This window comes from Mesorhizobium sp. M7A.F.Ca.MR.362.00.0.0 (assembly GCF_004023175.1).
Lineage (GTDB): Bacteria > Pseudomonadota > Alphaproteobacteria > Rhizobiales > Rhizobiaceae > Mesorhizobium.
This window is the reverse complement of sequence record NZ_RZTF01000022.1, coordinates 11,309-29,335: the sequence shown is the minus strand read 5'-3', so window position 1 is coordinate 29,335 and position 18,027 is coordinate 11,309. Positions and strand designations below refer to the sequence as shown.

The 18,027-nt window shown below is 63.7% G+C and carries 16 protein-coding genes; 13 read left to right on the top strand and 3 right to left on the bottom strand.

The genetic code is table 11. The features are described 5' to 3' along the window. Positions 1 to 56: 56 nt before the first annotated feature. The 6 genes from EOC06_RS05480 to EOC06_RS05455 all read left to right on the top strand — a co-directional run bounded on the left by EOC06_RS05480 (position 57) and on the right by EOC06_RS05455 (position 5,680). Positions 57 to 1,178 (top strand): class II histone deacetylase, encoded by a 1,122-nt coding sequence (locus tag EOC06_RS05480; protein ID WP_128307277.1) that lies wholly within the window; start codon positions 57 to 59, stop codon positions 1,176 to 1,178. Between the two features lie 4 nt (positions 1,179 to 1,182). Further along, a complete protein-coding gene (gene urtB / locus EOC06_RS05475) occupies positions 1,183 to 2,040 on the top strand; it encodes an urea ABC transporter permease subunit UrtB (protein WP_127270111.1) in 858 nt (285 codons plus the stop codon). Further along, positions 2,037 to 3,023, top strand: coding sequence for a branched-chain amino acid ABC transporter permease (locus EOC06_RS05470; RefSeq protein WP_128307276.1), 987 nt, complete (start codon positions 2,037 to 2,039; stop codon positions 3,021 to 3,023). Before urtB ends, EOC06_RS05470 begins: the two co-directional genes overlap by 4 nt. Next, positions 3,020 to 3,724 carry an ATP-binding cassette domain-containing protein gene (locus tag EOC06_RS05465; protein ID WP_127327022.1) on the top strand — a complete coding sequence of 235 codons (705 nt, stop codon included), beginning with the start codon at positions 3,020 to 3,022 and terminating at the stop codon, positions 3,722 to 3,724. The genes EOC06_RS05470 and EOC06_RS05465 overlap by 4 nt, the downstream gene beginning before the upstream one ends. 2 nt (positions 3,725 to 3,726) lie before the next feature. Next, positions 3,727 to 4,428: an ABC transporter ATP-binding protein gene (locus tag EOC06_RS05460; protein WP_128307275.1), complete on the top strand. Its 702-nt coding sequence runs from the start codon at positions 3,727 to 3,729 to the stop codon at positions 4,426 to 4,428. 82 nt (positions 4,429 to 4,510) lie between these two features. After that, complete coding sequence (locus EOC06_RS05455) at positions 4,511 to 5,680, top strand: substrate-binding protein (RefSeq protein WP_128307274.1); 1,170 nt, start codon at positions 4,511 to 4,513, stop codon at positions 5,678 to 5,680. 43 nt (positions 5,681 to 5,723) lie between these two features. Here EOC06_RS05455 and EOC06_RS05450 read toward each other — a convergent pair whose 3' ends face one another. Continuing rightward, positions 5,724 to 7,370 (bottom strand): acetolactate synthase large subunit, encoded by a 1,647-nt coding sequence (locus EOC06_RS05450; protein ID WP_128307273.1) that lies wholly within the window; start codon positions 7,368 to 7,370, stop codon positions 5,724 to 5,726. A gap of 85 nt (positions 7,371 to 7,455) precedes the next feature. Further along, entirely contained in the window at positions 7,456 to 8,793 is a 1,338-nt protein-coding gene (locus EOC06_RS05445; RefSeq protein ID WP_164898473.1) for an SRPBCC family protein, read from the bottom strand. Between the two features lie 128 nt (positions 8,794 to 8,921). Here EOC06_RS05445 and EOC06_RS05440 point away from each other — a divergent pair, with 128 nt between their 5' ends. Continuing rightward, a complete protein-coding gene (locus tag EOC06_RS05440; RefSeq protein WP_128307271.1) occupies positions 8,922 to 9,815 on the top strand; it encodes a LysR family transcriptional regulator in 894 nt (297 codons plus the stop codon). A gap of 52 nt (positions 9,816 to 9,867) precedes the next feature. Here the strand turns inward: EOC06_RS05440 and EOC06_RS05435 are convergent, their stop codons facing one another. Next, entirely contained in the window at positions 9,868 to 11,139 is a 1,272-nt protein-coding gene (locus EOC06_RS05435; RefSeq protein WP_128307270.1) for an FAD-binding oxidoreductase, read from the bottom strand. Positions 11,140 to 11,334: 195 nt separating this feature from the next. On the opposite strand from EOC06_RS05435, the gene EOC06_RS05430 reads away from it, so the two are divergent. From EOC06_RS05430 to EOC06_RS05405, 6 genes are all read left to right on the top strand, one after another. Then, complete coding sequence (locus tag EOC06_RS05430; RefSeq protein ID WP_128307269.1) at positions 11,335 to 12,327, top strand: dipeptidase; 993 nt, start codon at positions 11,335 to 11,337, stop codon at positions 12,325 to 12,327. 313 nt (positions 12,328 to 12,640) lie between these two features. After that, positions 12,641 to 14,200, top strand: a complete 1,560-nt coding sequence (locus EOC06_RS05425) for an ABC transporter substrate-binding protein (RefSeq protein WP_128307268.1) — start codon at positions 12,641 to 12,643, stop codon at positions 14,198 to 14,200. Positions 14,201 to 14,252: 52 nt separating this feature from the next. Beyond that, positions 14,253 to 15,200, top strand: a complete 948-nt coding sequence (locus tag EOC06_RS05420) for an ABC transporter permease (RefSeq protein WP_127268564.1) — start codon at positions 14,253 to 14,255, stop codon at positions 15,198 to 15,200. Between the two features lie 28 nt (positions 15,201 to 15,228). Beyond that, positions 15,229 to 16,068: an ABC transporter permease gene (locus EOC06_RS05415; protein WP_127395805.1), complete on the top strand. Its 840-nt coding sequence runs from the start codon at positions 15,229 to 15,231 to the stop codon at positions 16,066 to 16,068. Continuing rightward, positions 16,065 to 17,048: an ABC transporter ATP-binding protein gene (locus EOC06_RS05410; protein ID WP_128307267.1), complete on the top strand. Its 984-nt coding sequence runs from the start codon at positions 16,065 to 16,067 to the stop codon at positions 17,046 to 17,048. The genes EOC06_RS05415 and EOC06_RS05410 overlap by 4 nt, the downstream gene beginning before the upstream one ends. Continuing rightward, positions 17,045 to 18,022 carry an ABC transporter ATP-binding protein gene (locus EOC06_RS05405; protein WP_128307266.1) on the top strand — a complete coding sequence of 326 codons (978 nt, stop codon included), beginning with the start codon at positions 17,045 to 17,047 and terminating at the stop codon, positions 18,020 to 18,022. The genes EOC06_RS05410 and EOC06_RS05405 overlap by 4 nt, the downstream gene beginning before the upstream one ends. Positions 18,023 to 18,027: the final 5 nt, after the last annotated feature.

Here is an 18,027-nt window from a genome sequence, read left to right as displayed (position 1 = left end):
CGGGCCACGTAATCGTTAGCCTGCTAGCGTCACCTGGTTTTCAGAGGACGCTGCGGATGGCGACAGGCTACGTTTTTCACGAACAGCTGATGTGGCACGACACCGGCCCCAGCGCCGACATGATGCCGCCCGGCCGTTTCGTGGAACCCGGCCGCCATCTGGAATCGCCCGGCTCGAAGCGCCGGCTGAACAATTTGATCCAGGTCAGCGGCCTGTCGCGCCATCTCGTCCCGATCATCCCCGAACCGGTCTCGGTCGAGGACCTGCTGCGCGTCCACACGCAACGCCATGTCGACGATATCCGCATGCTCAGCGAGCGGGGCTCCGGTTTCGCCGGGCCGCAGGCGCCGATCGGTCTCAACAGTTTCGATATCGCCCTGCTGTCGGCCGGCACCACCTATGCCGCCATGCGCGCCGTGCTGACAGGGCGCGTCGACAATGCCTATGCGCTGGCGCGGCCGCCGGGGCACCATGCCGAGCCCGACCAGGCGATGGGCAACTGCCTGTTCTCCAACATCGGCGTCGCTGTCCGCCGGCTGCAGCATGAAGGCCTGCTTGGCCGGGCCGCGGTGGTCGACTGGGATGTGCACCATGGCAACGGCACCGAGACGGTGTTCTATTCCGACCCGTCGGTGCTGACCATTTCCCTGCATCAGGACAATCTCTACCCGACCGGGCGCGGTGCGCTGGCCGACAACGGGAAAGATGCCGGCGAAGGCTACAACATGAACATACCTCTGCCGGGGGGCAGCGGCACCGGCGCCTATGAAGCGGCTTTCGACCGCGTCATCGCACCTGCGCTGCGCGCCTACAGACCGGACCTCGTCATCGTCGCTTCCGGCTTCGATGCGTCAGGCTTTGATCCGCTCGGCCGCATGATGCTCAACAGCGAATGCTTCAGGCGGCTCGCCGCGCGCATGGTGGCGTTGGCCGCGGAAACATCGCAAGGACGCCTGATCATGACCCATGAGGGCGGCTACTCCGAAGGTTATGTGCCGTTCTGCGGCCATGCCGTCATCGAGACGCTGGCCAATCACCGTACCGAAGTGGTCGATCCGCTGTCGGACCATATCGACGAGTGGGCTGGGCAGGATCTGCAGCCACACCAGGCTGCTGCGATCGATGCCGCGGAGGGGCTGCTCGCCGGCCTGCGCCAACGTCTCGCAAGCGCGGCCTGACGCGATGGATTTTCTCATCACCACGCTGCTCAACGCGCTGACGCTGATCAGCATCCTGATGCTGGTCGGGCTCGGGCTGGCGATCAGCTTCGGGCTGATGAACGTGACCAATTTGGCGCATGGCGAGTTCGTCACCGTCGGTGCTTTCGCGGTCTATTTCGTCCAGAGCATGGGCGGCTCGTTCTGGCTGGGATTGGCTGCGGCGCCCATCGCCGGCGCGGTGGTCGGCTGTATCCTCGAATTCGCCATCATCCGCCATCTCTATTCCAGGCCTGTCTCGACCGTGCTCGCCACCTGGGGCGTCAGCCTGATCCTGCAGCAAGGGCTGGAACTGACCTTCGGCCTCGGCGCCAAGCCGGTGACGCCGCCGATCGAGGGCACGCTCGATCTCGTCTTCACCGTCTATCCGGCCTACCGGCTGATCCTGATCGGCATCGCCATGCTGACCTTGCTCGGCGTCATCCTGCTGATCAGCCGGACGCCCTTCGGCCTCGATATCCGAACCGTCATCCAGAACCGCGAGATGGCCGAGGGCGTCGGCATCAACACGCGGCGTACCTACGCCATTGCCTTCACCTTCGGCGCGGCCATCGCCGGGCTTGCCGGCGGACTGGTCGCGCCACTGGCGATCGTGCTGCCGCAGATGGGGGTGAACTATCTCGCCAACGCCTTCTTCGTCGTCATCGTCGGTGGCGTCGGCTCGATTGGCGGCCTTGTCGCCGGCAGCGTCTTCGTCGGCGGGCTGACCAGCATCCTCAATTATCAGATCTCGCCGTCGCTGGCGCAGGCGATCGTGCTGCTGGCTGCTATCGTCGCTGTCCGTCTGCGGCCCAACGGTCTGTTCAACGGAGCGTCGCGATGATCGCCCGTGATCGCAACTGGCTGCTGATCTTCGCCACCTGCGTGGCGCTCGCGATCATCTATCCGTTCTTTGCCGGCGGCTATCAGCTGACGGTGATCCGCGACGCGCTGATCTTCGGCTTGTTCGCGGCGAGCCTCGACTTCTTCTGGGGCCGCACCGGAATCCTGTGTTTCGGCCACGCCGCCTTTTTCGGCATCGGCGGCTACATCATGGCGCTGGTCACACTCAATGATGCCATCCCCTTTGGAAGCTTACTCGGCATCATGGGTGCGGTGGCGGGTGCGGCCTTCGTCGCCGCCATCATCGGCTACTTCCTGTTCTTCGGCGGCATCCGTGGCAGCTATTTCACCATCGTCACGCTGGCCATGGGCGTCATCTGCCAGCAGGCCGCGGTCTCCTGGAGCTCGGTTACCGGCGGCGACAGCGGCCTGATCGGCATCCCGCCGATCGAGTTCGATCTTGGCGGGCTGCACGTCGATCTCAGCCAGGATCTGCCCAGCTACATCTTCGTCTCGGCCATCGTCGCCATGACGGTGCTGGCGCTCTGGTCGATCAGCCGTGGCCGCTGGGGCACGGTGCTGACCGCCATTCAAGACAATGAAATCCGGGCGGCCGCGCTCGGCCACAATGCGCCGTTGCGGCTGCTTGTCACTTTCGTCCTGTCGGCGGCGATCGCCGGCCTTGCCGGCGCCCTCTATGTCTGCATGGCAGGGCTGGTGGCACCCGATCTGTCCGGGCTGCTTCTGTCGACGGAAGTTATCGTCTGGGTGGCGGTCGGCGGACGCGGCACGCTGCTTGGGCCAGTACTGGGCGCCATCTTTATTCAGCGCGCGCAGCAGACGATCAGCAGCTTCAACCCGAGCCTGTGGCCCCTTCTCCTCGGCTGTGTCTTCGTCATCATCGTCTTCGTCCTGCCGGATGGCATCCTGTCGATCTACGCGCGGCTGAAAGGCCTGTTCAAGGGCAGGAGGCGCGCGCAATGAGCGACATCCTGCTGCAGGCTGAAAATGTCGGTATCCGCTTTGGCGGACTGCAGGCGCTGGAGGCTCTGAACCTCACCGTACGAGACAAGGAGCTTTGCTGCATCATCGGGCCGAACGGCGCTGGCAAGAGCACTTTCCTCAACGTGCTGACCGGCACGCTGCGTCCGACCAGCGGCAGCGTGCGCTTCCTCGGCCACGACATTGCCGGACTGCCGCTGCATCGCATCGCCCGGCTCGGCATCGCCCGCAAATTCCAGATTCCTTCGGTCTTCCCGAACCTCTCGGTGGAGGACAATCTGAAGGTCGCGCGCTGGGGCGCGCCTTCGCCAGTGCGCCCGGTTGGTGAACTCTTGGAACTGGTCGCGCTCGGTAACCGTGCCGCCACGCTGGCGGGCGAGCTCGCGCATGGCCAGAAGCAATGGCTGGAGATCGGGATGGCGTTGGCGATAGAGCCGCGCCTGCTGTTGCTCGATGAACCCACTGCCGGCATGACGCCGCAGGAGACGCTGGCGACGGCGCAGATGCTGCTGCGCCTCAAGGGCGAGTTCTCGATCGTTGCCGTCGAGCACGACATCCGCTTCGTGCGGGCGCTGAACTGCGAGACGTTGGTGCTGCATCAGGGACGCCGGCTGCGCAGCGGTCCTTTCCATGACATCGAGACCGACGAGATGGTCCGCGATGTCTATCTGGGGAGGCGCTGATCATGCTGCGGACACTTGCCGTCTCGGCCGGCTACGGCCTGCTCCCGGTGCTGAACGGCATCGACCTCAGTGTCGCGTCCGGCGAAGTCGTCGGCCTGCTTGGCCGCAACGGCGCAGGCAAGACGACGCTGCTGCGCGTCATCGCCGGCGGCTTGCGGGCAAGCGGCGGGGCAGTAGTTCTCGGAGACAAGGATCTCACCAACGCGCCGGCTTTCCGCCGTGCGCGCGCAGGCATCGCGCATGTGCCGCAGGGGCGCGGGATCTTCAACCAGCTGACGGTGCGGCAAAACCTGGAAGTCGGCACCCGCGCCGCCAAGGACCGTGGCGACGGCGGCATTCCGGCCGACATCTTCGGCTATTTTCCAATCCTGCGCGAACGCGAAGCGCAGGTCGCCGGCACGCTTTCGGGCGGCCAGCAGCAAATGCTGGCGATCGGTCGCGCGCTATGCGGCCTGCCGTCGGTGCTGCTGCTCGACGAACCCTCGGAAGGCATCCAGCCGAACATCGTGCAGTCGATCGCCGAACTGGTGCCGCGCATCGCCCGCGAGCGCGGCATCGCGATCATTCTTGTCGAGCAGAATCTAGATCTCGTTCTCAAGGCATCGGACCGCTGCCTGGTGATGGAGAAGGGCAGGATCGTCCACGAAGGTGCGCCTGAGACCCTCGCCGACGAGACCCTGCTGAAGGATCTGTTGGCCCTATAGAGCGCGCCTGAAGCGCGCCTGGGAGCTTGTTGACTTGTAAGGCGTGCATGGGGCGCGCCTGGGACTGGAAGGGAACACAACAATGATAAGCAGAAGAACTGTCTTGAAATCCGGCGGCGCCGCGGCCGCCTTCGCCATCGTCGGCGCGCCGTCGATCCTGCGCGCCGCCGACACCGTCAAGGTCGGCCTGTCGATCCCGATCACCGGGCTGCAGGCGATTCTCGGCGAGACGCTGCTCAATTGCTACAAGCTGGCCGCCGCCGAACTCAACGCCGCCAACGGCATTGGCGGACGCCAGGTCGAGCTCATCATCGAGGACAACCAGACCACGACCAAGGGCTCCATCGACAAGGCGCGCAAGCTCATCAACGAAGACAAGGTCGACGTGATCATGGGCACGATCATTTCGCCCGAGCGCAGCGCCACGCTGTCGGTCACCTCGAAGGCCAAGAAGCTGTTCTTCTACCCGACCAATTTCGAAGGCGGCGAATGCAACCGCTACTTCGTCGCCACCGGCCCGATCCCGATGCAGCAGGTCGACCCAATGATGCCATGGGTGGCCGAGAACCTCGGCAAGACGATCTATGTCATGGCTTCGGACTATGCCTGGCCGCAGAAGATGACCGAGGCGATCACGGCGGCCTATGAGAAGGCCGGCGGCAAGATCATCGGCGCCGACTACTATCCGTTCGGCACCACCGATTTCGGCCCGGCCTTCCAGAAGATCAAGTCACTGAAGCCCGATGTCGTCTGGTCGATGGTGGTCGGCAACGACGCCGTCACCCAGCTCAAGCAGTATCGCAGCTTCGACATCAAGCAGCCGCTGATCGCCCCGCTCGACGAGGTCTTCAACAAGGACGCGCTGCCGCCCGGCGTGGCGGCCGGCACCTATGCACCGCAACCCTACTGGATGGCGCTGGACAACCCGGTCAACAAGAAGTTCATCTCGAGCTTCCGCGAGAAATTCGGTCAGGAGAAGATGGTCAACGGCATCGGCGAGGCCGGCTATAACGGCCTGCATCTCTATGCGCTGGCCGCCGAGAAGGCTGGATCGTTGAAGGACGATGATGTGCTGGCGGCGCTGCCGTCGATCGAGTTCGACGCACCGCAAGGCAAGATCCGTGTCGACGCCACCAACAACCACACGCTGTGCCATTCCTATGTAGGCAAGGCGGCGGCCGACGGCATCGGCTACGAGATCGCTAAGGACTTCGGCACCATCGAGCCGGTGACGTCTTACTGCAAGGTGTAGGGTCTTCCGCCCAAGCAATCCTGACGGCGGCTTGTCGCTGCCGTCAGGGCGTCTGCGGCGCTGGCAGCCGCTCGCGCAGTTCGTCGACAAGCACCCTGGTGTTTTCGGAATAGTCGATGGGCACGACGACGAGATGCACGCCGCCGCCGGTGAAGGCCTGTTCCAGCACCGGCCGCAAGTCGGTGATCTCCGCAACCCTGGTCCCCTTGGCGCCATAGGCCTCGGCATACTTGACGAAATCGGGATTGCCGAAGGTCATGCCGAAATCCGGAAATTCGTCAACCGCCTGCTTCCAGCGGATCATGCCGTAGGCATGGTCTTCGAGCAGCAGGACGACGAGGTTGAGCTTGAGCCTGACGGCGGTTTCCAGTTCCTGGCTGTTCATCATGAACCCGCCATCGCCACAGATGGCCATGACACGGCGCTGCGGATAGAGTAGTGCCGCCATCATCGCCGACGGCAAGCCCGCGCCCATGGTGGCCAGCGCATTGTCGAGCAGGATCGTGTTTGCCATGCGCGTCCGGTAGTTGCGCGCAAACCAGATCTTGTACATGCCGTTGTCGAGGGCGAGAATCCCGTCGGCCGGCATCACGGCGCGCACGTCGTGCACGATGCGCTGCGGCGTGAAGCGATCTTCGGTGGCGCGCGCGGCGATCCGGCTCAGAATGCCTTCGCGCAGCGGCAGCAGGGCCTGCGCGTTGGGGATCTTGCCCTCGATGCGGTCGGCCAGCAGCGCCAGCGAAGGGCCGAGGTCGCCGACGATTTCGGCTTGCGGGAAATAGACCTGCTCGACATCGGCTGATTGGTAGCCAACATGAATGACCTTCGGCCCCTTCGCTCCCATGATGAAGGGCGGCTTCTCCACGGTGTCGTGACCGATGGTGATGATCAGATCGGCCTGCTCGATGGCCTCGTGCACATAGTCGCGCTCCGAAAGGGCTGCCGTTCCCATATAGAGCTCCGTGCCGCCGGGCACGGTTCCCTTGCCCATCTGCGTGGTGAAATAGGGAATTTGCGTCCGCAGCACGAACTGCGCGACATCGGGGGTCACGCGCGGTCGCGACGCCGCCGCGCCGAACATCAACAGCGGACGCCTGGCTTCCATGATCATAAGGGCGGCGCGATCAAGCGCGCCCGGGCTGGCCAGCGGCAGTTCGACGGGGTGCGTCGGCACCAGCGCGATCGGTTCACACTCGGCCGCCGCAATGTCTTCCGGCAGTTCAAGATGTACGGGGCCGGGACGCTCTTCCTGGGCGACACGGAAAGCTTCGCGCACCAGCGAGGGGATCATCTTCGGCGAGACGATCTGGCGCGACAGCTTGGTCAGCGGCTTCATCGCCGCGACGATATCGACGATCTGGAAGCGCGCCTGCCGGGATGACAGGATGCCCTTCTGGCCGGTGATCATGATCATCGGCATCGCGCCGAGCAGCGCATAGGCCGAACCGGTCGAAAGATTGAGCGCGCCTGGGCCAAGCGTGGTGATGCACACACCTGCCTTGCCGGTGAGCCTGCCATAGGTGGCGGCCATGAAAGCGGCTGCTTGCTCGTGGCGGGTCAGGATCAGCTGGATCGAGGAGCGGCGGATGGATTCGACGATATCGAGATTTTCTTCGCCGGGAATGCCGAAAATCCGTTCGACCCCTTCGTTCTCGAGGGCCGCGACGAACAAGTCCGAACCTTTGGTCATAAACTGTCTCTCCCGCAACATTCCGTCGGCCACCATCATATGGCATCGGAATGCGACGCCTCAAAGAGGCATCTTCGGCCACGGGTCAGAGCCGCGTGTTGCAGCTCGCCGCCTTCGGCGATGCGAAAAGTTCCTTCGGCGCAGACCACTGGCTGACGGTCGCGCCGCGCGTGCCGGTGATTAGCGAACGCAGTTCCGACAGATAGGTCTGCACGAAGAACGAGGTCTGGCTTTCCAGCGGCGTGTAGGGGCCTGGCCGGTAGGCACGGGACATAATGCCGTCGGCATTGTCCTCGGTGATCTTCTTGTCCTGCACCGTGGTGACGTCCCACATCCAGCTAATCGCATCGGCGTCGATGTCGTTATCGGCATCCTTGTCGACGAGCCAGGTCAGGATGACGTCTGTTTCCATGGCGTTGCGCGGTATCATCTGGAACAGCGTGACATAATCATTGGCAGCACTTGCAAACGACAGGCGTCCGAGGCGAAAGCCGCTTTCGCCGCCATCATAGGCGTGACGACCACCCATCAGGCACGAGAGCCCCTCGCCCGTATTGGACAGCGTGTTACGGCCGGAGCCGATCGGCTTGCGGTGCATGGCAAACGGCATCGTGTCGAGGTCGCCTGCTTGCCATGCGCCCTTGTGGAACTCGGCATCGCCGATGACGCTGTGCCAGGCCTCGATTTCGTTCTGCCACTCGACCGCCTTGTCGGCGTCGCGGGTCGCGGTCACTTTGACATGGCCGTTGACGCGGTAATATTCGGGATGAGCCGGCCGGCAGTGATAGCATTCGAGAAAGTTCTCGAGCACCAGCTTCCAGTTCGCCTTGGTCAGATAGTTCTTGCGTGCGACGATGCGTGCACGGTCGAGGCCGTTTTCGCGCAAGCCGCCCGTCAGTCCGTCCGCGACAGGCTGGATGTCGGGCAGCGAACTAGCATCGAGGCCGCAGAACACGAGGCCACCGAAACATTTCGAGGGCACGCGGTGCAATCCCAGCGCTTCCGGATCGACGCTTGTAGGTAGATCCTGCCGTGACTGCAGTTCGCCGGTCAGCCTGAACGACCAGGCATGGTAAGGGCAGACCAGAAGCTTGCCGCGACCATCCTTGGCGCAGAGCCGCGAGCCGCGATGGGTGCAGACATTGTAGTAGGCCGCGATGTCGTCCTCGGCGTCGCCGAAGCGCACGACGATAATCTCTTCGTCGAACAGCTGGCGCACGATGTAGCGGCCCTTTTCAGGCACCTCGCTGGCATGGGCGACAAGCATCCATTGGCGTGGGAACCACAAGTCCCGTTCCAGCGCGAAGATCGCCGGGTCGGCATAGAAGGCCTGTTCCAGCGACCAGTCCGGACGTTGCCGGTCGATCAGCCTGACGGTCTCGCTTCTGTCGATAGGCTGGCTGTTCGGTGTGTAGGCCTGCACGGCAAACACCTTTCTGCTCGCTGGCGCTAGGATGACGTTTCGATAGAGTGTGCGATGCGGAAAGGCTTGCGGCAAATACAGAAATGATAGACCTTCATATCGAAAAGGCATGAAGACAGGTTCGGATCGTGAAAACCCTCAAGACATCGCTTCCCCTGCTGAACGCCATGGTCGTCTTCGAGGCTGCCGCCAGGCATGGCGGGCTGACGCTGGCCGCGCAGGAGCTCAACATCGCCCAATCGGCGGTCAGCCGGCATGTCGCCAATCTCGAGCGTCAGCTGTCGGCCGAGCTGTTCACGCGCAAGGGCAACCGCGTCGCCGTCACCGGGGCCGGCAACACGCTGGCCGAAGCGATCCGCGAGGGTCTTGGCACCATCAGGCAAGCGGTCGATGATTTGACCGCGCACGACAGCGATACATTCGTGGTCGGCTGCAGCCACGACTTCGCGCAGGCATGGCTGATGCCGCGCTTCGGTCTCATCACATCGCAGGTTGCCGATGGCCGGGTGCTGCTGCAGACATCCACCGACTACAGGGATTTCGATCAGCCTGAAGTGGCATTGTCGATCCGTTTCGGCGAAGCCGGGCAATGGCCCGAATTCGTGACCGAAAAACTGCTCGACGGTGAATGGTACCCGGTCTGCGCGCCGGCGTTCCTGGCGCGTTATCCGGCGCTCGCCTCGGAAGACCCCGAGGCTTTCATGGCGGTGCCGCTGCTGCATCAGGTGACGCCGCCCGGCGCGATCGACAGTTGGCAATCATGGATCGGAACCGACCGGAAACTCGACGGACCTCGGTTCACCGGCTACATGTCGATGATACACGAAACCATCGCCGGGCGCGGCGCGGCACTCGCCTGGGCCGGGTTCGCCGACGAGCATCTGCGCCGCGGCCAGCTCGTCCGGCTGACGAAGACCTCGCGTCGCCACGCCGGCTCCTTCCACATCGTCATGAGGAAGAACGCCGGCCTGGTGGTCAGGGCGGTGGCGCAGGCGCTGCTCGATAGCGTCGGCGACAGCTGACAAGCCAGCGTCGGGGACAGCTGACAAGTCAGCGTCAGTGACAGCTGACAGATCAGGCCTCGCGGCCAAACCGCGACGCCTCATGACGCGCACCCCAGGCCGGCATGGCGGCCTCGATTTCGGCTTCCGACTTGAAGGCATCGGAGGCGTAGCGATCGACACGGAACCGCTCCGCGGAAACGAATGGGGTCTGCCCGAGGACCAGTTCGCAGGAGAGCCGGCCCAGCCCCGGTCCATGGGTGACGCCGCTCTCATTATCGCCGCCGACAACCACGATATTGTCGCTGCCGGGGATCTTGCCGACGATAAGGCCGTTGTCAGGCGTGTAGCACGGCACGCCTTGTGCCCAGCTCGCGATCGTCGAACCGCGTAGCGGCGGGAACACCGTCTGCAGCTCGGCAAGCTCCTGCTCGGAGGTCTCCTGCATCAGTTCGAGATTGTGCGGCTGGCCGGGCTCAATTTCGCTGTCATCCGTCTTGTACAGCGGCTTGTAGTGCCGGCCGGTTCCCCACATGACGGCGCCGAATGTCTCGCGCAGCCACAGCCGCAATTCGCGGCACTGGACCGTGGGAATGGTCGATGGCAGCCCACGATCGTCGGTGACGATGCGCGTTGCGACAACGCGCAGCAATGGCAACTGCCAGCCGAGGCCCGATATGACCTGGTTGTTCCAGGCGCCGGCGGCAACGATGACACTGTCAGCCTCAAGACTGCCCTGGTCGGTCTCGATCGTCACCCGGTCGCCGGCATCATGAACGGCCGTCACGCGTGTGTTGCTGCGGAATACGCCGCCCAGCTCGCCGATCTGGCCGGTCAGCACACCCATTGCCAGCTTGGTGTCGAGCTGGATGCCATGCGGATTGTAGGCCGCCGAATGGACCCGGGCCGGATCGATGAGGCCTTGCATCTTCTGGCCGATCTGCGCGGCGTTCAGGTCCTGCATTTCCGGCGGCGCATAGGGAGAGTCCAGCACCGGGCGGACGAAGCGTTCGCGCCCATCTTCGGTCAGCGCCATGATCAAGGTGCCGTTCGGCCGATAGCCGATCTCGACGCCGACCTCGTGCAGCCGGCGATAGAAATCGAGGCCATATTGCTGCAGTTGGAGGCCCTCTTCGCCAAGCGGGATCATGCCGGCGGACCAATGGGAGACGAAGCCAGCACCAGCGCTTGTGGTCGCGGCACCCGGCTGGCCGGCATCGATGACCGTCACTTGGCGCACGCCGGACCGCAGCAAATGGAAAGCCGCGCTGCAGCCGATAATGCCGCCGCCGATCACGGCGACATGCCTGCTATCGCTCCGGCCATGGCTTCCGTTTGAGCTCATCCTTGTTCTCCCTTTTGCCGATGGTCCGGTCGGAGCGACATGCAGCGACGGCGACCATACAGGCCCGTTCGGAGCTGTCTAGACACATGTGTCTGTGGCCTGATACTTGATGCGCACTGCATCTGGATCACACGTCCGGAACGCCGCTTGATCTGGCCTTCCGTTGTTGGTGTTGCCGAGAGAGCGAGGAAAAAAGTGAGCGTTTCGACTGCCGCCAAGGCCATTTTCGACAGTGAAATCATATGGGACGCGCATTCCGGCTTCATGCCGGATCCGGCTGCGGACCTGAACAATCTGCAGATCTGGCGCGACGCCGGCATCGACTATCTGTCAATCGATGTCGGCTTCGACCTGTTGCCCTGGGAGCAGACAGTGCGGACGCTCGCAAATTTCCGCCACTGGATCCTTGCCAATCCCGAGCACTACACGCTGGTCTCCTCGGTCGCGGAAATCCGCAAGGCCAAGCTCGAGGGCAAACTGGCGATCACCTTCGACATCGAGGGCATGAACGCACTCGACGGCCGCATCGAGATGGTGGAGTTCTATCACCATCTGGGCGTGCGCCAGATCCTGTTCGCCTATAACAGGAACAACCTCGCCGGCGGCGGTTGCCACGATGTCGAGACCAGCCTGACGGCGTTCGGCCGCGAGGTCATCGACGAGATGAACCGTCTCGGCATGTTCGTCGACGTCACCCACACCGGCTACCGCACCTCGATGGAGGTGATGGAATACTCGAACCGCCCTGTCATCTTCTCGCACTCCAACGCCAAGGCCCTGTGCGGCCATGGCCGCAACATCACCGACGAGCAGATAAAGGCCTGCGCGCGCACCGGCGGCATCGTCGCGATCGTCGGGCTCAATCGTTTCCTGGGAGAAGGGCGGACGGACTCGGACAGGCTGGCTGACCACATCGAATATCTCGTCGACCTGGCTGGCCCAAATCATGTCGGCATCGGGCTGGACTACGCCTTTCCGGTTGATGTCAAAGGCATCGACCGCATCATTTCCGACAACCCGCAATTCTGGCCCAAGAGCGAATATCCAGAGGGGGCGACTACCTACTCGGCTCCAGGTCAGATGCGCGAACTGACCGAGGTTCTTCTCCGCCGCGGACAGTCCGAGCAGACGGTGCGCGATGTCCTGGGTGGCAATTTCGTGCGCCTGGCGGCTGAAATCTGGAAGTGAAGGTAGCGGAGAGCGCGTCTCCGCTCCAGCTCTTGATCCAGGCCCCACCGAATGGCGGGCCAGGCCGCACCGTGTGCGCGATCACATTTCGCGCTTAGCCGCTTGCCCATGCCGACGCAGCGGCGGGGTCGGATCGGATATCAAGATTTCCCGCAAGATCGTCCGTATCCAAGATTCGGACATGCCGGCAAAATTTTCGCTAGACATAGATGTCTATTATTAGCAGTTTTAGCGGACCGGTACATTCGGCCCGGCTTGGAGAATGGCCCGCGGCCTGAAAAACAAGACAACGAAAACAGCAGAGGGGTAGAGCATGTCCATTCTAGCCGACACCAGGATTTCGCGCCGCAGCTTGCTCGCCGGAGCCGGCGCTTTCGGCCTCGCCTCAATGGTCAATCCAAAAGTTTCCTGGTCGAGCGACGGGCCGATCCTCAAGGTGCGATCCTACGCCGACATCCAGACGCTCGACCCTTGCTTCCGGCTGGCGGCGCCTGAAGGCGACATCACCAGCGTCATCTTCGCCGGCCTCGTCGTCACCACGCCGGGCGATAGCTGGAGCTGGCGGCCCATGGCGGCGGAAACGATCAAGCAGCTCGATCCGCTGACCGTCTCCTTCCAGCTGCGCGACAATATCGGCTTCACCGATGGCTACGGCCAGATGACGGCCGAAGACGTCAAGTTTTCGATCGAACGCATCGCCGATCCCGCCAACAAGAGCCCCTATTCCGGCGACTGGGCGACGCTCAAGGAGGTCGAGGTCAAGGACAAGCTGTCCGGCCTGATCCATCTGAAGCAGGCCTTCGCGCCGCTATGGACGTCGACCTTGCCGACGCCGTCCGGCACCATCCTGTCGAAGCGCGCCATCACCGAACTCGGTGGCAAGATGGGCGTCAAGCCGGTGGCCCAGTCGGGCCCCTACATCCTGAAGGAATGGCTGCCCAAGCAGCGCACCGTGCTGGTGCGCAATCCCGACTGGAAGTACGAGCAAGGCGCCTTCGCGGAAATCCACATCCATCCGATCGAGGACGAGAAGACCGCCGAACTCGGCTATGAGGCGGGTGACCTCGATTACACCTGGACCGCGGTCTCCTCGATCTCGCGCCTGAAGCAGACACCGCCGCCAAAGACGACCGTCGTCGAGAAGCCTTCGCTGGCCTTTGTCTGGCTCGGCATGAACCAGGATGTCGCTCCCTTCAACAATCCGAACATGCGCCGCGCGGTTCAGTACGCGGTGGATCGCAAGGCGGTGGTCGACGCAGCCTATTTCGGTGCGGCCGCCACGGCCACCGGCATCATCGCGCCCGGTCTGCCTGGCCATCGCGAGAAGAACCTCTTCGATTTCGATCCGGACCGCGCCCGCGACATGATCGCCAAGGAGGGGCTGGCCGGCACCACGATCACGCTCGACATCCTCAACAAGACCGAGCGGCTGACCGCGGCGCAGGTCGTGCAGTCGAACCTGCAGGATGTCGGTCTCACTGTGGAGATCAAGCAGAACGACAGCGGCACCTTCTGGACGCTTGGCGCCAAGGAAGGCGACTACTACAAGAAGCTGCAGATGATCATCAGCCGCTTCTCCATGCAGCCGGACCCGAGCTGGGCGACCGCTTGGTTCACGCGCGACCAGATCGGCGTCTGGAACTGGGAGCGTTTTTCCAGCGAGGAATTCGACAAGCTCAACGCTGAAGGCATGGTCGAACTCGATCCTGCAAAACGCGATGTCATCTACAAGAAGCTGCAGGACCTGATGGAGGAGAACGGCAATTACGTTTTCCTGACGCATGAGGTCACCGGCATCATGAATCGAGACACGCTTGTGGCCGGCCTGAAGCCGAACGGCGAACCCGTGTTCACCGACTTCAAACCGGCATGATATCGGCGGGCGGGGCTCGCCCCGGCCAAAGACCATCCGACAGGTACCGAAAATGATCCGCTACGCCCTCAAGCGTCTGTGGCTTGGCGCCATCATCATCAGCGTCGCCATGATGATGATGTTCGCCATGGTCTACCTCATTCCCGGAGACCCGGCCTCCGTCGCGCTGGGGCCACGCGCGACGCCGGAGATGAAGGAGGCGCTACGCGAGCGTATGGGCTTGGATCAACCTGTCTGGCGGCAATTCGTGAACTTCTACGGCTCTGCCTTGCATGGCGATCTCGGCACCGAGGTTCTGTCGAACCGGCCAGTTCTGGACGTGGTGATGGAACAGCTTCCGTTCACGCTGGCGCTGGTGGTCGGCGGCATCACGTGGTCGGTGGCGCTGGGCATCCCGCTTGGCTGCATCGCAGCGGTGCGGCGCGGCGGCTTTGTCGACCAGGTGATCGGGGTCCTGTCGGTGGCGATGATCGCCGTGCCATCCTTCGTCGTCGCCATCTATTCGCTGCTGGTGTTTGCGGTCGCCCTGCAATGGCTTCCGGCGATCGGCGCCGGCGAACCGGGCGACCTCGCCAGCCGGCTTCAGCACCTCATCCTGCCGTCTCTGGCGGTCGGCCTTGGCTGGATCGGCTATATCTCGCGCATGGTGCGGGCCTCGATGCTGGAGACGCTGGAGGCCAGCCATATCCGCACGGCGCGCGCCTTCGGCCTGACCGAGCACCGGATCGTCTACACCTATGCGCTGCGCATCGCCGTGCTGCCGACCATCACCTTGCTCGGCGTCGGCATCGGCCACATGCTGTCGTCTTCCGTTTTCGCCGAAATCGTCTTCGCCCGCCCCGGCATCGGCAAGCTGGTGTATGAGGCGATCTCGGTGCGCAACTACCCCATCGTCTCCGGAGCCGTGCTGGTCACCACGGTCTTCTTCGTCCTCGTCAACGTAGCGGCCGACATTCTGGTCGGCCTATTGGATCCCCGTGTCAGATCAAGTTTCAACTGAGCTGCCATCCCGCAGCTCCCGTCTCGGCATGATATGGCGCACCGTGCGCCGCATCATGCGCGAACCGCTGGGCGCCATCGGCCTGACGCTGGTGACGGTGGTGGTGCTGTCGGCGGTGTTCGCCAGCGGCCTGACCAGCTATGCGCCGAGCAAGATATCGCCGGCCGAACGTTTCGCTTCGCCTAGCCTCCTGCATCTGCTCGGCACCGACCATCTCGGCCGCGATCTTCTCACCCGGGTGCTCTATGGCGGGCGCGTCGCGCTTTTGATCGCGCTGGGCGCGACAGCGGTGTCGCTGGTTGTCGGCGTCGTGCTGGGGCTGATCGCAGGCTATGGGCCGCGCTGGCTCGACAATGTGCTGCTGCTGATCTTCGACGCGGTGAAGAGCTTTCCCACCGTTATGCTGGCGCTGACGCTGGTCACCCTGTTCGGCCCCTCGCTCTACGCGGTGGTGCTGGTGGTGATGCTGGTCAATGTGCCGGGCTATGCCCGCATCATCAGAACCCAGACGCTGGTGCTCAAATCAGCCGAACATGTCATGGCGGCGCGCTCGATGGGCGCCAGTGCGGGCCGCATCCTGCGCGTCCACATCCTGCCCAACATCATCGGCCCGATCCTGATCTTGATATCGATGGACATTCCCGTGGTGGTGGCGATCGAGGCCGGCATGAGCTTTCTCGGGCTCGGCGTGCGGCCGCCGACGCCGAGCTGGGGCGCGATCCTCAATGACGGCTTCGCCAACATTCGCGATTCCTACTGGATCGTGATTGCCGGCGGCCTGCCGATCGTGCTGACGACACTCGGTTTCACCTTCTTCGGCGAGACGCTGCGCGACCTCTTCGATCCCCGGCTGAAGGGGCGCTCATGACGGTTCTCGAGGTCAAGAATCTGAGCGTCGCCTTCCACACCGAGAGTGGGCCACTGGAGGCGCTGAAGCAGGTGAGCTTTTCCGTGCCGGCCAACCGCAGCGTCGGCGTGGTCGGCGAATCCGGCTGCGGGAAATCGACGCTCATCAACGCCATTCTCGGCCTGCTCGCCGACAATGGTGAAATCACATCGGGCGAGATCATCTTCGAGGGCGACAAGGACCTTGCCCGGCTCGACCCCACCGCGATGCGCGGCTTGCGCGGCCTCAGGATCGCCACCGTGTTCCAGGACCCGATGGGTGCGCTCAACCCGGTGCTTTCGGTGGGGCGCCAGATGCGCGACATCCAGTATCGCTCGAACCTGTCGAAGCGGGACAAGGATGCGCGCTCGGTCGCAATGCTGCGCAAGGTTCGCATTCCCGATCCGGAAAGCCGGCTGACGCAGTTTCCGCACGAGTTCTCCGGCGGCATGAAGCAGCGCATCGCCATCGCCATGGCGCTGATGATGGAACCGGCGCTGCTGATCGCCGACGAGCCGACGACTGCGCTCGATGCCACGCTGGAGGTGGCCACTATCGAACTGCTCAAGGATCTGCAGCGCGACATCGGCTGCTCGGTGCTGTTCATCTCGCATCATCTGGGCGTGATTGCCGAACTCTGCGACGAGATGATCGTGATGTATGCCGGTGAGGTGGTGGAGAGCGGCACGACCCGCGAGATATTCCACGACGCCCGACATCCCTACACGCAGAAGCTGCTGGCCTGCGATCCGGCCCGGCTGTCGCAGCGGGTTGCCCGCCTGCCGACCATCGCCGGGACCTTGCCGGACCTGCGCCGCCGCCCGAGCGGCTGCGTCTTCCAGCCGCGCTGCGATCGCGCCGACGCCCAATGCCTGACGACGCCTCCCAGCGCAATCCTCGGTGGGTCTCACATCGCCCGCTGCTGGCATGCGGACATTCCCTTGGGAGCGATGAACGCATGAGCTCCGACGACCTGCTCCGTGTCAGCGATTTGCGAGTCTCGTTCCGGGTTGGCGGCCTGTCCGCCAGACTTGCCGGGCGAGCCACCGAGATCGAAGCGGTGTCCGGTGTCAGCTTCACGCTTCAACGAGGCAGCACCTTCGCGCTGGTCGGCGAATCCGGCTCGGGCAAGACGACGCTGGCGCGCACGCTCAACGGTCTTCAGCCGGTGAAAGCGGGCACGATCCTGTTTGAAGGGCAGGAACTGCAAGGCCTGTCCAACGCCGCCATGAAACCGGTGCGGCGGCGCATGCCGATGATGTTCCAGGATCCGGTCGGATCGCTGTCACCACGGCTCAGCGTGCGGTCGCTGCTCTCGGAGCCTTTCGTCATCCACGGACTGTCGGATCGCGATCTCAACGCCGAAGTCACACGACTTCTTGCACTGGTCGGGCTGCCGCGCGATTTCGCTGACCGCTACCCGCACCAGCTTTCCGGCGGCCAGGCGCGCCGCGTCGGTGTGGCGCGGGCGATCGCGCTGGACCCGGTTCTGGTCGTCGCCGACGAGCCGACAGCCGGCCTCGACGTCTCGGTGCAGGGAGAGGTGCTGAACCTGCTCAACGACCTGCGTGACCGCATGGGCCTGTCGATGCTGATCATCACCCACAATCTGCATGTCGTGCGCCAGATCGCCGACCGCATGGCGGTGATGTATCTCGGACGCTTCATCGAACAGGGCGAAACCGAAGCGATCTTCCGCGCGCCGCATCATCCCTATACGGCGGCCCTTCTCTCGGCCAATCCAGAGCCCGATCCCGACAGGGTGCATCAGCGCATCACGCTGCCGGCTGACGTTCCGTCCTTGTTGGCGCGCCCTTCAGGCTGCGAATTTCACACACGCTGTCCGCAGGCCCAGGGCCGCTGCGCGGTGGATGTCCCCGTCCCGGTCGCAGTTGGCGACAGCCGCCTGACCTGCCATTTCCCGCTGAACACATAAGGATC

Coding starts and splice junctions, on each gene's coding strand:
- EOC06_RS05480 (WP_128307277.1), top strand. CDS start 57: ATGGCGACAGGCTACGTTTTTCACGAACAGCTGATGTGGCACGACACC.
- urtB (WP_127270111.1), top strand. CDS start 1,183: ATGGATTTTCTCATCACCACGCTGCTCAACGCGCTGACGCTGATCAGC.
- EOC06_RS05470 (WP_128307276.1), top strand. CDS start 2,037: ATGATCGCCCGTGATCGCAACTGGCTGCTGATCTTCGCCACCTGCGTG.
- EOC06_RS05465 (WP_127327022.1), top strand. CDS start 3,020: ATGAGCGACATCCTGCTGCAGGCTGAAAATGTCGGTATCCGCTTTGGC.
- EOC06_RS05460 (WP_128307275.1), top strand. CDS start 3,727: ATGCTGCGGACACTTGCCGTCTCGGCCGGCTACGGCCTGCTCCCGGTG.
- EOC06_RS05455 (WP_128307274.1), top strand. CDS start 4,511: ATGATAAGCAGAAGAACTGTCTTGAAATCCGGCGGCGCCGCGGCCGCC.
- EOC06_RS05450 (WP_128307273.1), bottom strand. CDS start 7,370: ATGACCAAAGGTTCGGACTTGTTCGTCGCGGCCCTCGAGAACGAAGGG.
- EOC06_RS05435 (WP_128307270.1), bottom strand. CDS start 11,139: ATGAGCTCAAACGGAAGCCATGGCCGGAGCGATAGCAGGCATGTCGCC.
- EOC06_RS05425 (WP_128307268.1), top strand. CDS start 12,641: ATGTCCATTCTAGCCGACACCAGGATTTCGCGCCGCAGCTTGCTCGCC.
- EOC06_RS05420 (WP_127268564.1), top strand. CDS start 14,253: ATGATCCGCTACGCCCTCAAGCGTCTGTGGCTTGGCGCCATCATCATC.
- EOC06_RS05415 (WP_127395805.1), top strand. CDS start 15,229: ATGATATGGCGCACCGTGCGCCGCATCATGCGCGAACCGCTGGGCGCC.
- EOC06_RS05410 (WP_128307267.1), top strand. CDS start 16,065: ATGACGGTTCTCGAGGTCAAGAATCTGAGCGTCGCCTTCCACACCGAG.
- EOC06_RS05405 (WP_128307266.1), top strand. CDS start 17,045: ATGAGCTCCGACGACCTGCTCCGTGTCAGCGATTTGCGAGTCTCGTTC.